At 71.2% G+C, this 14,257-nt stretch carries 16 protein-coding genes; 10 read left to right on the top strand and 6 right to left on the bottom strand.

What is annotated here, in order from left to right; genetic code table 11:
- Positions 1 to 92: 92 nt before the first annotated feature.
- From AACH10_RS12210 to AACH10_RS12200, 3 genes are all read left to right on the top strand, one after another.
- Complete coding sequence (locus tag AACH10_RS12210) at positions 93 to 758, top strand: glutathione S-transferase family protein (RefSeq protein WP_341410697.1); 666 nt, start codon at positions 93 to 95, stop codon at positions 756 to 758.
- An 81-nt stretch (positions 759 to 839) separates the two neighbouring features.
- On the top strand, positions 840 to 1,094 hold the full coding sequence (locus AACH10_RS12205; protein WP_341410696.1) for a type II toxin-antitoxin system Phd/YefM family antitoxin: 255 nt from the start codon (positions 840 to 842) through the stop codon (positions 1,092 to 1,094).
- 14 nt (positions 1,095 to 1,108) lie between these two features.
- Complete coding sequence (locus AACH10_RS12200; RefSeq protein WP_341410695.1) at positions 1,109 to 1,567, top strand: type II toxin-antitoxin system VapC family toxin; 459 nt, start codon at positions 1,109 to 1,111, stop codon at positions 1,565 to 1,567.
- Positions 1,568 to 1,617: 50 nt separating this feature from the next.
- Here the strand turns inward: AACH10_RS12200 and AACH10_RS12195 are convergent, their stop codons facing one another.
- From AACH10_RS12195 to AACH10_RS12180, 4 genes are all read right to left on the bottom strand, one after another.
- A complete protein-coding gene (locus tag AACH10_RS12195) occupies positions 1,618 to 2,610 on the bottom strand; it encodes a Bug family tripartite tricarboxylate transporter substrate binding protein (RefSeq protein WP_341410694.1) in 993 nt (330 codons plus the stop codon).
- A 68-nt stretch (positions 2,611 to 2,678) separates the two neighbouring features.
- Positions 2,679 to 3,551: an isocitrate lyase/PEP mutase family protein gene (locus AACH10_RS12190; protein WP_341410693.1), complete on the bottom strand. Its 873-nt coding sequence runs from the start codon at positions 3,549 to 3,551 to the stop codon at positions 2,679 to 2,681.
- Positions 3,548 to 4,087 carry a 3-isopropylmalate dehydratase small subunit gene (locus AACH10_RS12185; RefSeq protein ID WP_341410692.1) on the bottom strand — a complete coding sequence of 180 codons (540 nt, stop codon included), beginning with the start codon at positions 4,085 to 4,087 and terminating at the stop codon, positions 3,548 to 3,550. Before AACH10_RS12185 ends, AACH10_RS12190 begins: the two co-directional genes overlap by 4 nt.
- Positions 4,084 to 5,373, bottom strand: a complete 1,290-nt coding sequence (locus AACH10_RS12180) for a 3-isopropylmalate dehydratase large subunit (protein WP_341410691.1) — start codon at positions 5,371 to 5,373, stop codon at positions 4,084 to 4,086. The genes AACH10_RS12185 and AACH10_RS12180 overlap by 4 nt, the downstream gene beginning before the upstream one ends.
- A gap of 118 nt (positions 5,374 to 5,491) precedes the next feature.
- Between AACH10_RS12180 and AACH10_RS12175 the strand changes: the two genes are divergently transcribed.
- Both AACH10_RS12175 and AACH10_RS12170 read left to right on the top strand, forming a co-directional pair.
- Positions 5,492 to 6,337, top strand: coding sequence for an IclR family transcriptional regulator (locus AACH10_RS12175; RefSeq protein ID WP_341410690.1), 846 nt, complete (start codon positions 5,492 to 5,494; stop codon positions 6,335 to 6,337).
- Positions 6,338 to 6,563: 226 nt separating this feature from the next.
- A complete protein-coding gene (locus AACH10_RS12170) occupies positions 6,564 to 7,505 on the top strand; it encodes a hypothetical protein (RefSeq protein WP_341410689.1) in 942 nt (313 codons plus the stop codon).
- A 6-nt stretch (positions 7,506 to 7,511) separates the two neighbouring features.
- Here the strand turns inward: AACH10_RS12170 and AACH10_RS12165 are convergent, their stop codons facing one another.
- Positions 7,512 to 8,582: a toll/interleukin-1 receptor domain-containing protein gene (locus tag AACH10_RS12165; protein WP_341410688.1), complete on the bottom strand. Its 1,071-nt coding sequence runs from the start codon at positions 8,580 to 8,582 to the stop codon at positions 7,512 to 7,514.
- Positions 8,583 to 8,748: 166 nt separating this feature from the next.
- On the opposite strand from AACH10_RS12165, the gene AACH10_RS12160 reads away from it, so the two are divergent.
- The 3 genes from AACH10_RS12160 to AACH10_RS12150 all read left to right on the top strand — a co-directional run bounded on the left by AACH10_RS12160 (position 8,749) and on the right by AACH10_RS12150 (position 10,974).
- The gene (locus tag AACH10_RS12160) at positions 8,749 to 9,105 is read left to right on the top strand and encodes a YciI family protein (protein ID WP_341410687.1); all 357 of its coding nucleotides are present in this window, start codon (positions 8,749 to 8,751) and stop codon (positions 9,103 to 9,105) included.
- Positions 9,106 to 9,193: 88 nt separating this feature from the next.
- On the top strand, positions 9,194 to 9,607 hold the full coding sequence (locus AACH10_RS12155) for a VOC family protein (protein ID WP_341410686.1): 414 nt from the start codon (positions 9,194 to 9,196) through the stop codon (positions 9,605 to 9,607).
- Positions 9,608 to 9,618: 11 nt separating this feature from the next.
- On the top strand, positions 9,619 to 10,974 hold the full coding sequence (locus AACH10_RS12150; protein WP_341410685.1) for an RNA polymerase sigma factor: 1,356 nt from the start codon (positions 9,619 to 9,621) through the stop codon (positions 10,972 to 10,974).
- 13 nt (positions 10,975 to 10,987) lie between these two features.
- Here the strand turns inward: AACH10_RS12150 and AACH10_RS12145 are convergent, their stop codons facing one another.
- The gene (locus AACH10_RS12145; protein WP_341410684.1) at positions 10,988 to 11,968 is read right to left on the bottom strand and encodes a Bug family tripartite tricarboxylate transporter substrate binding protein; all 981 of its coding nucleotides are present in this window, start codon (positions 11,966 to 11,968) and stop codon (positions 10,988 to 10,990) included.
- Positions 11,969 to 12,228: 260 nt separating this feature from the next.
- Here AACH10_RS12145 and AACH10_RS12140 point away from each other — a divergent pair, with 260 nt between their 5' ends.
- Together AACH10_RS12140 and AACH10_RS12135 are read left to right on the top strand one after the other, a co-directional pair.
- On the top strand, positions 12,229 to 12,909 hold the full coding sequence (locus tag AACH10_RS12140) for a response regulator (RefSeq protein ID WP_341410683.1): 681 nt from the start codon (positions 12,229 to 12,231) through the stop codon (positions 12,907 to 12,909).
- Positions 12,875 to 14,254 carry a sensor histidine kinase gene (locus AACH10_RS12135; protein ID WP_341410682.1) on the top strand — a complete coding sequence of 460 codons (1,380 nt, stop codon included), beginning with the start codon at positions 12,875 to 12,877 and terminating at the stop codon, positions 14,252 to 14,254. The genes AACH10_RS12140 and AACH10_RS12135 overlap by 35 nt, the downstream gene beginning before the upstream one ends.
- The last annotated feature ends 3 nt before the right edge of the window (positions 14,255 to 14,257 follow it).

Genomic DNA, 14,257 nt, shown 5'->3' with positions numbered 1-14,257 from the left:
TGGGCAGATCAAGAGCCGGTCAGCCGCGCCGGGGCGGCAGGCGCTCTATGCTTGCGGTGCCGCGCGGCGGTGCCCAACCCGAGGAGACCCGCATGTCCACCTTCGTGCTTTATGGCCGCCCCGGCTGGGGATCGGCCATCGTCGAGGCCCAGCTGGCCTGGTATGGCCTGCCCTATCGGCTGGAAGACGCCGGCGATCTGTTCGAGTCGGAAGAAGCCCGCGCGCGGCTGCGGCCGCTGAACCCGATCACGCAGGTGCCCACGCTGGTGCTGCCCGACGGGCAGGTGATGACCGAAAGCGCGGCCATCACGCTGCACCTGGCCGACATCACCGGAAGCGACCATCTGGTGCCTGGCCCGAAGGCGCCGGAGCGCGCGGCCTTTCTGCGCTGGCTGGTGTTCATCGTGGCCAACATCTACCCCACGTTCACCTACGGCGACATCCCCGAGCGCTTCGTGCCGGCGGGCGGCGAGGCGGCGCAGGGCTTCCGTGCCGAGATCGACGCCTATGTGCGCCGGCTGTGGCTGGCTGTGGAATCGCAGGCCGGCACGCCCTGGGTGCTGGGCGGGCGCTTCAGCGCGCTGGACCTCTACGCCGCGGTGATGACCCACTGGCGGCCGCGCCGCGACTGGTTTGCCGAGCATGCACCGCGTGTGCTGGCGGCCGCCGATGCGGCCGGCGCGCTGCCGGCCGTGGCACCGGTGATGGCGGCGAACTTTCCGCCGCCTGCGGCGGCACCGACGTCGACCAGCGGTTGAACCCTTCCTGGCGTGGCTTGAGCCGAGCGCTGCTTTGTAGTAACGTGTCTACATAACGCAGCCCTTGCTGAAAGGCAGCGCATGACCGTTACCACCCTCTCCAGCCGGGAATTCAATCAAGACGCCAGTGGCGCCAAGCGCGCCGCCAGCAAGGGGCCTGTGATCATCACCGATCGTGGCCGGCCTGCCCATGTGCTGCTCACGATCGAGGACTACGAGCGGCTTACCCAGCAGACCGCGAGCATGGCCGACTTGCTGGCCATGCCTGGCGTCGAAGACATCGACTTCGATCCGCCCCGCGTAGGCCACCTGGCACGGCCTGCGGATCTGAGCTGACCGCAGCCCCGCCGATGTATCTGCTCGACACCAACGTGGTGTCCGAACTCCGCAAGGTGAAGGCTGGGAAGGCCGATCGCCATGTCGCGGCTTGGGCCTCGGCTGTTCCGGCGGATGCCATGTACATCTCTGCCATCACGGTGCTGGAACTCGAGATGGGCGCATTGCTCATGCAGCGCCGGGATGTTGCGCAGGGCGCCTTGCTCAGGGTGTGGCTTGATGCGCATGTGCTGCCGGCCTTTGCGGGTCGGGTGCTGCCGGTGGACGCCGATGTGGCACGGCGCTGTGCAGCGCTTCATGTGCCCGATCCGCGGTCGGACCGCGACGCACTCATCGCTGCCACGGCACTGGCTCACCGCATGACGGTGGTCACACGCAATGTCACGGATTTCCAGCCCACAGGCGTTGCGCTGCTGAACCCATGGGAGCCCCAAGTGCCTCCGAAGCGGGCAGCGCGACGCAAATCGCGCTGAGGAATCCGCGGGCGCGCGGCCAGGTGCCTGCCGCGCCACGCGAAGTGCACTCAATCCAGCTGCAAGCCAATGCCCTTGGCCGTCTTGGGCAGCACGGCCAGTTCCTTGGCGACGATGTCGGCAAAGGCTTCGGGGGTGTTGTTGCTGGTGGGCGCAATGCCGCCCAGTTCCTTGAGCTTCTGGCCGAAGGCGGGCGCGGCCACGATGGCGGCGATCTTCTGGCTGAGCAGTTGCACCACCGGCTTGGGTGTCTTGGCCGGGGCGGCCACGCCGAACCACACGTCGAAGTCGACGCCGTCGGTCAGGCCCTGCTCGGGCAGCGTGGGCAGTTCGGGCCACAGCTGCGAGCGGCCGTTGCGCAGCTGGCCGATGGCGCGCAGCTTGCCCGATTGCACGATGCCACGCGCGTCGGCCGTGCCCAGCAGGCCCCAGGCCACCTCGCCGGCCATCAGCGCCTGGGTGAGCGGCGCACCACCCTTGTAGGGCACGTGGGTGAAGTTGCCGTCGGCATGGCCGTTGATCAGCTCGGAGGCCAGGTGCGACAGGCCACCGGCACCGGCCGAGCCGTAGGCCATGCCGGCCTTGCCCGCCTTCTTGCCGGCGGCCAGCAGCTCGGGCACGGTCTTGTACGGCGAGTTGGCCGGCACCACCAGGATCAGCGGCGCGGTGGACACCTGGGCCACCGGCACGAAGTCGGCCGCGGTGAAGCCGGGCGACTTGAAGATCACCGGGTTGATGGACATCATGCCGGTCAGCGTCATCACCAGCGTGTGGCCATCGGCCGGGCTTTGCGCCACGGCGTTCATCGCGATGTTGCCGCCGGCGCCGGGGCGGTTCTCCACCGTCACCGGCTGGCCCAGCTGCTCCTGCAGGCCGGGCTGGATCATGCGCGCGGCCACATCGGTGGCGCCGCCGGCCGGGTAGGGCACGATGATCTTGATAGGCTTGGTGGGAAAGCTCTGCGCCGCGGCGGTGAAGGCGGCGGCGGCCAGCGTGGCGGCCAGGCCCAGGTGGCCGAGGAACTGCTTGCGGGTGAGGGACATGTGCGCTCCGTTGGAATGTTGGGGTGTTCGGGATGTTTGAGTGGTCCGTGATGCCTGGCGTGCCGGGCTCAGTGGCCTTCCAGCCGCGCCTGCTGTTCTTCCAGCGCCTGCCAGCCAATGAAGCTCTTGAACTCGGCCATGCTCACCTGGCCGCAGGGCAGCTCGCCGGCATCGCCGCTGCGGCGCGCGGCCAGCGCGGCCAGGTTGGCGCGCAGTGCGTGCACCGTGCTCATCAGCGCGGCGATCGGGTAGGTGGCGAAGGTGGCCACCTGTTCCACCTGGGTACGGCTGAGCGCCGACATCCAGGTGCCGGCCATCAGCTGCAATGACAACGGCCGGCCGCAGGCCTCGCGCAGCTGCACCAGCTGCTCGAATCGGCTGAAGGTGCGCGAGATCGGCTGGATCACGTCGGCCCCGGCCTCGGCATAGCGCGCGCAGCGTTCGATGGCCTCGGCGGGGTCGTTCGCGTCGCTGCGCGCCACGATCACCAGGTCGGCATCGCGGCGGGCGTCCACCGCGGCGCGGATGCGCGCCACGGCATCGGCCATCGGCACCACCAGCGAGGTGGCGGCGGCCGCCGGGCAGCGCTTGGGGCTGATCTGGTCCTCGATCGACAGCGCGGCCACGCCGGCCTTCTCGAACTCGCGCACCGTGCGGCCCACGTTCAGCACATTGCCGTAGCCGGTGTCGGCATCGGCAAAGATCGGCTTGGCCACCACGTTGGCGATGCGGTTCACCACGCCCAGGTTCTCGGTCAGCGTGTAGATCTCCATGTCGGGCTGGCCCAGCAGCGAGGCCGAGATGCCGAAGCCGGTGGTGAACACGCCGTCGAAGTCGCTCTGATCGACCAGCAGGGCCGAGAGCGCATCCTGCGCGCCGGCGAACCAGGTGGTGCGGCCAGCCGTCATGCGCTGGCGAAGTTTCTGGCGAGGGGTGCTCATACGGACTCCTGGGGTGTGCCAGCGGCCTGCGCTGCCAGCCGCCGCTTCAAGTAGGGATTGAGGCCGCCGGCCTCCAGCATGCCGCGCTCGGCGGCGGCCAGCGGCTGCAGCGGCAGGCTTTGGCCCGAGGCGAGGTGCTGCACCTGGCCGGCCGCCCAGTCCACGCGCAGCGAATCGCCGCGCTTTGCCAGGCCCAGGACGCCTGGGCAGGTGACCAGCGGAAAGCCCATGCTGATCTCGCCGCGGAAGAAGCCGGGCGAGAACGACTCGGCCACCACGCCGGCAATGCCCAGCGCACGCATCGCCCGCATGGCCGGGTAGTGCGGGTGGCAGTAGCCGAAGTTGCGGCCGCCCACCAGCAGGTCGCCCTTGCTCACGGTGGCGGCAAAGCCGGGCGTGTAGTCGCTCATCGCCACCTTGACCAGCTCGTTCAGGTCGGTGATCTTGATGTTGCGTACGCCGATGATCAGGTCGATGTCGTAGTCGTCCTGTTCGAACACCCAGGCGACCTTGCCTTCGAGGTTCTTGAGGCTCATGCGGCGGCTCCTTCACGGGACGCGCTGTTCGAGAGGTAGGGTCGCGGATCGGCGATCCTTCCTTCGATGGCTGAAGCGGCGACCACCGCGGCGTTGCAGATGTAGATCTCGGAATCCACGCTGCCCATGCGGCCCGGCGTGTTGAGCGTGCCGGTGGACACGGCGCGCTGGCCGTCGCTCATCGTCGCGATCTTGCCGAAGCAGTAGTCGCAGCTGGGCGAGCTGAGGAAGGCGCCGGCCTCCACGAGCGTCTCGATCAGGCCTTCGCGCGCGGCTTGCGCCATGATGGCCTGCGAGGTGGGCACCACGTGCAGCTGGAAGCCCGGCGCCACCTTGCGGCCCTTCAACACCTGGGCGGCAATGCGCAAGTCTTCCAGCCGGCCGCTGGCGCAGCTGCCCAGGTAGCCGGTGTGCACCTCGGTGCCGGTGTGGTCCTTCAGGTCACGCGTGTTGGCCGGGCTGGGCGGGATGACGACGATGGGTTCCAGTGCCGACACGTCGATGGTCAGCGCGCGCTCGTAGGTGGCGTCGGGGTCGGGGTAGACCGGGTCGAGCGCGATCTTCGCGCGGCCCTTGACGTAGGCCAGCGTCTTGGCATCGGGCGCGATCAGCATCGTGGTGGCGCCCAGGAACATGGCCTGGCCGCACAGCGTCTGCCGGCCCTCGATGCTCATTGCGTCAATCACCGGGCCGCTGAGCTCCACCACCTTGAAGGCGCAACTCGACGGGCCCATCACCCGCACCATGTGGTGGAACACATCGCGCGCCATCACACCGGGCTGCAGCGTGCCGGTCAGCACCACCTTCACGGTGGGCGGCACGGTGAGTGCCATGGTCTCGCTGACGAAGGGCTCGATGATGCCCTTGCGCGCCCCGAAGGCGTAGGTGCCGAAGGCGCCCAGCTGGCTGACATGGCCGTCGAAGTGCACCGCAAACGCGCCCGGCACCGCATAGCCGCGCTCGGCCGACACCTGGTGGCCAATGCCCTCGCGCTCATGCACCGGCACGCCCTGTTCACGGCCCCAGGCGCGGGTCTGCTTGTGCAGCTCTTCCTCCTTGGGCGCGGCGGCCGGCACCATGTGGTCGATGAACAGCACGAAGCGCTCGGGGCTGGGCACGCGCTGCACGCCGAACTCCTCGCGCGACTCGCGGAAGAACACGTCGGTGTAGCCGGGGAAGTCGTAGGCGATGACGAAATCCGGCCGCGCCAGGATCTCGTCGCCCGGCTTCACGCTGGCCCGCCCGGCGGCGCGGGCGAGGATCTTCTCGGTCATGGTGTGCGGCATGCGCGCTTCCTGGGTTTGCCACGATGTGGTTGAATGAAATCACCACGCTCAGCCGGAATTACACGGCGCTACAGGCGTGCATCGTTCAGTTGAAACCCTGGCTATTGCCACATCGTGGATGAAACCTGAGAAACCGGCTGCCACCGCAGCGGCGCAGCCCGAACTGCCGCGCACCGGCACCCAGAGCATCGAGCGCGTGGTGGGCATGCTGCGCGTGGTGGCCTCGCGCGGGCGGCGCGGCATGCGCATCGCCGAGGTGGCCAGCACCAGCGGCCTGCCCACGTCCACGTGCTTTCGCATGCTGCAGCGGCTGGAGCTGGAGGGCCTGGTGGTGCGCGACGCGCTCACGCGCAAGTACTTCCTGGGCCCGCTGCTGTACGAACTGGGCCAACTGGCCGAACCCGGCTACCGCCTGGCCGACCTGTGCGATGCCGCGATGAGTGCGCTGGCCGAGCAGACGCAGGACACGGTCTACCTCAGCGAGCGGCGCGGCCTGGAGGCCATCTGCACCCACCGTGTGCTGGGCGACTACCCGATCAAGGCGCTGACGCTGGACATCGGCATCCGCCGCCCGCTGGGCGTGGGCGCGGGCGGTCTGGCCATGCTGGCTGCCATGCCCGAGGACGAGGCCGAGGCGCTGATCGAGGCCAACGCGCACCGCTATGCGCGCTTTGCCCGCTTCGACGCGGGCTTTCTGCGCGCCGAGGTGCAGGCCACGCGCGAGCGCGGCCACTCCTTCCTCGACAGCGCGGTGACGCCCGGCACCGCCGCCGTGGGCGTGGCTTTCGCCGCCGCGCCGGGTGAGCGGCCGATCGGTGCCATCAGCGTGGCCGCCATCTCCAGCCGGCTGACCGAGCCACGCCTGGCCGAGGTGGTGCGGCAGATGCAGCAGCAGCTGCGGCAGATCAGCGCGCGGCTGGCGGCGCAGGCCAGCCGGCCGGCGGCGGGCGCCGCGCGACGCTGACGCTCAGGCAGATCGTCCCCCCTAGAAGGAGCGAGGCGACAAGCCGCCTGTCGTCTGGTGTCCGCGCCTTTCGGGTGTTACAAGGTGCGACAGTGAGACGGCCGCGGTCGCGGATCGCCATTCGCCGCTTTGCTCGCTGATGTGGCTTCTTGGCACGGCAAGCACCGTGAGACACCGGTCGGGTCCGGTCGGGTCCTGCCGACGCAGGGCTCGTGGAGGGCAGGGCATGCGCAAGCTTCACCTCATCGCGCTGGCAGTGGCGCTGTCGGCGGCCATCACGCCTTCCCAGGGCGGCCTGTTGACCCGGATGGCCGCCAGTGGCGCGGCGAAAGCCGCCAAGGCCGAAAGGGTGGCCGCGGCAGCAGCGTCGCTGGAAAAGACCGGTGAAGCCGCGGCCAGCACGGGCGCACGCGCCGGGCAGGCGATGAAGTCGGGCGTTGCGGCCGAGCGTCTGGCGGCCGACCTGGAGCGCAACCTGGCCGGCGAGGCCAAGTCGCTGGGGCTGCAGCGCGGCAAGGATGGCCGCTACCTGCTGACCGGCGGCCCCGCCACGGCCCGGCTGCTGCACGCGCGTGTGGGCTATTCGCTGGCGGCATCGCCGGCGTCGGTGTTCAAGCGTGCGCCCAATGGCAGCTATGTATCGCTGGCGCAGGCCGCACTGCCCACCTCGCCCCGGGCGGTGGAACTGGTGCTGGTGGCAAGCGGCCGCGAGTCGCACCCACCTGCGATGGCGCCCGAGTTGATCGACCAGTTGTTTGCCGCCGCCGACCAGGCCGTCAACGACACCATTGCCACCGCGTTCAGCGAGGCGGTGTACGACGGACGGATGGCGGTGGACGAGGCCCGTGCCCAGGGTCAGCGCACGGCCAGCGGTCAATTGCCCAGCCTGTCGCGTGCCAGGGTGCTGGCCGAGACGCGCGAACTCCTGCACGACCTGGCCTATCCCGAGGTGCTGGTCGAGGCGCGCAAGGTCTCGGTGGCCCGCGCGGCCGGCCTGGGCGGGTTCTCGCTGCGCAACGTGGCGGAGGTGATGGTCATCGAACGCCCCTCCAAGCCGGCCATTCTGATGATCACGCTGTTCCCGATCCAGGGCGCGCCGAACCAGCCGATCCGCGCCTTGATCGATCTCGACCAGGTGCTGGCCAATATTTCGACGGCCGGGCTGTGAGGCCGGTCAGCAGCACTGCGCGTGGATGACCAGCGGCGCGTCGTCGAGGCTGGGGTAGACCTCGGTCAGCACCTCCCAGCTCAGGCGCGCCAGGGCCTCCATGTCGCGCTCGCTGTTCAGGGGCGCGTAGCGCAGCAGGTTCTCGCAGGGGTCGGCCTGCCTGAAGCGCAGGCGCCGCGTCAGGTGGCGCATCTGCAGGGCGCCGAGACGCCGGCCGTTCTGCAGGTAGGCGTTCGATTGCACCTCCATCAGCACCGCGCGGTCGTCCAGCGTGGGCCGGTAGTCGAACTGCACGTAGTAGCCATCGCACTCGAACACCGCGAAGCCGACCTCGCGGGTGTAGGCCTTCAGGCGCAGCAACTGGTTCTCGATCTCGGCCAGGGCCACACGCGGCGGCACGATGGCGCTGAAGCTGGCAGTGTCGGTCCAGCGGGGCACGGGCGGTTCGCCATCGTCGGTCTGGGCGTCGGCGTCGTCGCCCACGCCGGCGCCGTCGCCGCCGGTGGCAGTGGCCGGGGTGTCCGGCGTGGTGGGCGGCAGGGCCGGCGGGCTCATGCCGGCGGCCGCCAGCGCTGCCGCTGCCGGGCCGTCATCGGCGGCCTGCGGGCCCTGTTCGATCAGCTCACGCACGTACTTCGCCACCTTCAGGTACCAGGCCTGTTGCTCGAAGTCGCTCATGCCGCCCAGCGGCAGCTCGGGCGGGTTGACGAACTGCAGCTGGTCCACCCCGCTGATCGACAGGTCGATCGGGCTCACCAGCATCGGCAGCACCTTCAGCTCGCCGCGGCGGCTGCGGTCGAGCAGGCGCGGGAGCTCGCGGTCGTGGATGAACTCGGAGGCCAGGAAGTCGGCACTCATCAGCAGCACCGCGAAGCGGGCCTGGTCGATGGCCTGCTCGATCTGGCCGAGCCAGTCATCGCCGGCGCGGATCAGGCTGTCGTCCCACAGCAGCTGGCAGCGGAAGCGCCGCTCCAGCGGGATGAAGAACTTGCGCAGCCCGGCGACGATCTGCTTGTCCTCGTGCGCGTAGCTGACGAACAGGCTCGGGCGGTGGCGGGTGCGGTCGGGATCGTCCATGCGGGCTCCTGGTCGGCGCCGCGCGGGGCCGTGGCCGGCGTGGGCGATGCGCTGCCGAGTCTCGCACCGAATGCGTGTCAGCGGTGGGCCCTGTGCGCGTGGCCGACGCGCATGGCCCGTGGTTGAATGACGGCCTCGAGCCAGCCGCCCATCCAGGAGCTCCCGCGTGTCCTACCTGCTGTTGATCCACGAACCCGTCGGCCAGCGCGCCACCCGCACCCGCGCCGAGGGCGAGGCGGCCTATGCCGCGATGGTGGCCTTTGCCGAAGACCTGCAGCGCCAGGGCCAGCTGCGCGCGGTGGAATCGCTGACCGGCCTGGACCAGGCCACGCGGGTGGAACAGCGCGACGGCGCCGTGCGCCTGCTGGACGGCCCGTTCGCCGAGGCCAAGGAGATGGTGGGCGGCTTCTTCCTGCTGCAGAACGTGGACCGTGAACAGGCCCTGGCCATCGCCCAGCGCTGCCCGGCGGCCGCCTGGTGCACGGTGGAGGTGCGGGCGCTGGGGCCGTGCTTTCTGGGTTGAGGTTGCTGGCGCGCCGGGGCTTGTCGAAATGCCGTGCGCCGCTTCGTCGTGGGGAGGTTGATCCCCCCATCCTCACCGGAGACTCCCCATGACCCAGCAGATCTTCGTCAACTTGCCCATCGCCGACGTGGCCGCCTCGCGGCGCTTCTTCAGCGCACTGGGCTTCGGCTTCAACGAGCAGTTCAGCGGCGACCATGCGCTGTGCATGGTGGTGGCCGACAACATCTTCGTGATGCTGCTGCGGCGCGACTTCTTCGAGGGCTTCTGCACCAAGCCGGTGGTGGATGCGCGCCAGGGCACCGAGGTGCTGGTGTGCCTGAGCCGCGACAGCCGCGCGGCGGTGGACGCCATGGTGGCCCAGGCCGTGGCCGCGGGCGGCAGCGTGCCGCGCCCGCCGCAGATCCACGGCGACTTCATGTACGGCCATGCCTTCGAAGACCTGGACGGCCATGTCTGGGAACTGGCCTGGATGAACCCCGACGCGGCGCCGCCGCAGGCCTGATGCACGGCTGAATGGCAGCACGACGCCCCCGTTCCGAGCTTCAAGGCACGCCGCGCGCCACGCGCGCCCAGGTGGAGGCGGCCATCGCCGACACCTGGCACCGCGAGGCGGCGCTGATCGTGGCCACCGTGGCGCGCATGGTGCGCGACATCGGCCTGGCCGAAGACCTGGCGCAGGACGCCGTGCTGGCCGCACTCGACACCTGGCCGCGCGACGGCCTGCCCGACCGCCCCGCCGCCTGGCTGACCGCCACCGCCAAGAACCGTGCGCTCGACCTGCTGCGCCGCGACGCCGTGCTGGCCACCAAGCTGGCGCAGATCGGCACCGACCTCGAAGCCCAGGAAGCGCTGACCGTGCCCGACTTCGTGGATGCGCTCGACGATGCCCGCGCCGATGCCTTCGGCGACGACATGCTGCGGCTGGTCTTCACCGCCTGCCATCCGCTGCTGTCGCCCGACGCGCGCAGCGCACTGACGCTGAAGTGCGTGGCGGGTCTCAGCACCGAGGAGATCGCGCGTGCCTTCCTGGCCACCGAGGCCACCGTGGCGCAGCGCATCGTGCGCGCCAAGCGCACGCTGGCCGAGGCCGGCGTGCCCTTCGAGATGCCACGCGGCGCCGCGCTGCGCGAGCGCCTGGCCTCGGTGCTGGAGGTGGTGTACCTGCTGTTCAACGCCGGCTACAGCGCCGTGCGCGGGCCCGAGGTGCTGCGCGGTGACCTGGTGCACGAGGCGCTGCGCCTGTCGGCCCTGCTGGCGCGCCACCTGGATGCGGCGACGGCGGGCGCCGAGGCCGCCGAGGTGCAGGGCCTGGATGCGCTGCTGGCGCTGCAGGCCTCGCGCAGCGCCGCGCGCGTGGATGCCGCCGGCCAGCCGGTGCTGCTGGCCGACCAGGACCGCCGCCGTTGGGACCGCGCGCTGATCGACCGCGGCCTGGCCGCACTCGACCGTGCTGCCGCGCTGGCCGCCAGCCACGGCCAGGCCGCCGGACCGTATGCGCTGCAAGCGGCCATCGCCGCGTGCCATGCCCGGGCTGGCCAGGCGGTGGACACCGACTGGGCGCAGATCGCCGCGCTGTACGGCCGCCTGCTGGCGCTGCAGCCCTCGCCGGTGGTGGCGCTGAACCGTGCCGTGGCCGTGGGCATGGCCGAGGGCCCGGCCGCCGCGCTGCCGCTGGTGCAGGCCCTGCAGGCCGAGCCGGCGCTGCGCGGCTACCCCTGGCTGGCCAGTGTGCACGCCGACCTGCTGGCGCGCCTGGGCCGCCATGCCGAGGCGGCCGAGGGCTTTCGCCAGGCCGCCGCGCTGACGGCCAACCAGGCCGAGCAGGCGCTGCTGCGGCGCCGGGCCGACGAGCAGGCGGGCCTGGCCTGACGCGTGCGCCGGCTCAGTCAGGCTTGATCTTGGCGCGCGCCACCACCTGCTTCCAGCGCTGCTGTTCGGTGGCGATGAACTTGGCGAACTCCGCCGCCGAGCCGCCGACGCCGATGGCCGCCTCGGCGCCCAGCTTCTCGCTGGCGGTGGGCGTCTTCACCGAGGCCGCTGCCGCGGCGCCCAGGCGCTCGGCCGCTGCGGTGGGCAGCGAGGCCGGGGCCAGCACGCCGTACCACTGCGTCATCTCGAAGCCGGGGAAGCCCTGCTCGGCCACGGTGGGCACATCGGGCAGTTGCGCCAGGCGCTGCGTGGTGCCGGTGGCGATGCAGCGCAGCTTGCCGGTCTTGATGAACTGCAGCACCGCCGGCGCACCCACCGAGGCGGCGTCCAGCCGGCCGGCCAGCAGGTCGGTCAGCTGCGGGCCGGTGCCGCGGTAGGGCACGTGCAGCATGAAGGTGTCGCTGACCATCTTCAGGTACTCCATCGCCAGGTGGCCGGCGCTGCCATTGCCGGCCGAGCCGTAGGTCAGCTTGCCCGGGTTCTTCTTGGCGAAGGCGATCAGTTCCTTCAGGTTCTTCACCGGCAGGTCGGGGCGCACCAGGTACAGGCTGGGCACCTTGGCCAGCAGCGAGATCGGGCGGAAGTCCTTGTTCGGGTCGTAGGGCAGCTTGTCGAACATGTACGGGTTGACCGCCAGCGTGCCGATGTGTCCCAGGATGATGGTGTGCTGGTCTTCGGCGCGCGCCACCTCCTGCATGGCCACGTTGCCGGCCGCGCCGGGCTTGTTGTCCACGTAGACCGACTGGCCCAGCTGGCGGCTCATCTCCAGCGCCGTGGTGCGGGCCACGATCTCGCTGCTGCCGCCCGGCGCGAAGGGCACCACGAAGCGCACGGCGCGGCTGGGCCAGGCGTCGGCGGCGTGCGCCAGCGAGGGCAGCAGCGCGCCCGCGGCGGACAGTTGCAGGAAGTGGCGGCGATCGATGCCGTGGGCCATGGGTGTCTCCGGGTGTTCTTGATGGCAGCGTGGCACTGTGCCTGCGCCAACCTCTCAACTGCCTTTCAACGCTGGGCGCCCACAGGTCTCACAATCCAGGGCATGAAGCCCCCATGCTCACTGCGTTCGCTGCCCCCCGAGGGGGTGCGTCATTGCCTTCGGGCGGCCGGGCGGCACTGACATGAAGCCCCCACGCTCACTGCGTTCGCTGCCCCCCGAGGGGGTGCGTCATTGCCTTCGGGCGGCCGGGCGGCACTGACATGCACATCCTTCTCGCCGAAGACGAACACGCCTTGGGCGAATGGCTCAGCAAGGCGCTGGAACAGTCGGGCTTCCGGGTCGACTGGCGTGACGACGGGCGCCTGGCCGATGCCGCGCTGGAAGAGGGCGACTACGACGTGGTGGTGCTCGATCTGGGCCTGCCGGGCCGCAGCGGACAGGAGGTGCTGCGCCGCCTGCGGGCGCGCCAGAGCCCGGTGCCGGTGCTGGTGCTCACCGCGCGCGATTCGTTGGCCGAGCGCGTGGCCACGCTGCACGAGGGCGCCGACGACTTCCTGCCCAAGCCCTTTGCGCTGGCCGAGCTGGAGGCGCGCCTGACCGCGCTGGTGCGCCGTTCGCGCGGGCTCGACCGCCCGCGCCTGGCCTGCGGCCCGCTGCACTACGACAGCGCCACGCGCCGCTTCACGCTGGCCGGCGAGCACCTGCCGCTGTCGCCGCGCGAGCAGGGCCTGCTGCGCGCGCTGATCAGCCGCAGCGGCGAGCCGATGTCGCGCCAGCAGCTGATGGACCGCGTGTTCAGCGACGAGGACGACGTGCAGCCGGCCGTGCTGGACACCCTGATGCACCGCCTGCGCCGCCGCCTGGACGACAGCGGCGTGCGCATCGCCACCTACCGCGGCCTGGGCTATGCGCTGGAACCCGATCCCCGGCGCGACGCTTAGAACCCGGCTGCTGGCCATGCTGCTGCCCGGCCTGAGCGGGGTGCTGGCGCTGGGGCTGTGGACGACGCGTGGCGACGCCGTGCATGCCGCCAACGCGGCCTTCGACCGCTCGCTGCTGGGCGCCATCAAGAGCATGGACCTGAGCGTGTCCACCGCGTCGGGCGGCCTGTCGGTGGAGCAGCCCTACCGGCTGTTCGAGTTCTTCGAGTTGACCGCCAGCGGCCCGGTGCACTTTCGTGTGGCCACCGACGACGGGCTGGTGGAGATCGGCTCGCCCGATCTGCCGCCGCCGCCGCAGCCGCTGGCCGATGGCCAGCCGCAGTTCTACGACGCCCAGTATCTCGACCAGCCGGTGCGCATCGGCGCGCTGCGCCGGCCGCTGGATCCGCCGGTGGGCGATGCGCGCCATGTGCTGATCCAGGTGGCCGAGACCACCGGTTCGCGCGAGCGCTTCACCGCCACCTTCGTGCAGCGCGCGCTGCTGCGCGACGCCGGCGTGCTGGGCGTGCTGGTGCTGGCCGTGGCCTGGGCCTCGGCCTGGGCGCTGCGCCCGGTGCGCCGGCTGGCCGAGGCCACGCGCCGCCGCGCCGCCGACGACCTGCGTGCGCTGCCGGCCACCGGCCTGCCATCCGACCTGGTGCCGCTGGTGGACGCCATCAACCAGCAGGTGGCGCGCACCTCGGCGCTGCTGGCGCAGCGGCGCCAGTTCCTCGACGATGCCTCGCACCAGCTGCGCACGCCGCTGACCACGCTGCGCGCGCAACTGGACTACGCGCTGCGCGAGACCGACCCGGCCCGTTCGCGCGAGGCCATCGATGCCCTGTCGCGCGAGCTGGCACATGCCACCCGCGCCACCAACCAGCTGCTGGCCCTGGCCCGTGCCGATGCCGGCGTGCTGCAGCCCGAGCGGGTGGAGTTGCGTGCACTGGCGCGCGAGGTGGCGCTGGCGCTGCTGCCGCAGGCGCGCGCCCTGGGCGTGGACTTCGGCGTCGAGGCCGACGAGCAGGCGGTGGACGCCGTGGGCGACCGGCTGCAACTGCGCGAGGCGCTGAGCAACCTGGCCCACAACGCGCTGGTGCATGGCATGGGCCCGGTCACGCTGGAGGCGGCGGCCGAGCCCGGCGGCGGCTGGCGCCTGGGCGTGGTGGATGCCGGCCCGGGCCTGCCGCCCGAGGTGCTGGCGCGGCTGGGCGAGCGCTTCGTCAAGGGCCGCGGCAGCCGGGGGGCCGGGCTGGGCCTGTCGATGGCGCGGGCCGTGGCCGAGCGGCACGGCGGCAGGCTGCAGGCCGGCCCCGGCGAGGGCGGGCGGGGCCTGCGCGTGGCGCTGCACTGGGGCCCGGCATGACGG

The sequence above is a fragment of the Pseudaquabacterium inlustre genome, from assembly GCF_038066595.1.
Lineage (GTDB): Bacteria > Pseudomonadota > Gammaproteobacteria > Burkholderiales > Burkholderiaceae_C > Pseudaquabacterium > Pseudaquabacterium inlustre.
The sequence above is the reverse complement of the archived record's forward strand: the minus strand, read 5'-3'. Positions and strand labels throughout refer to the sequence as shown.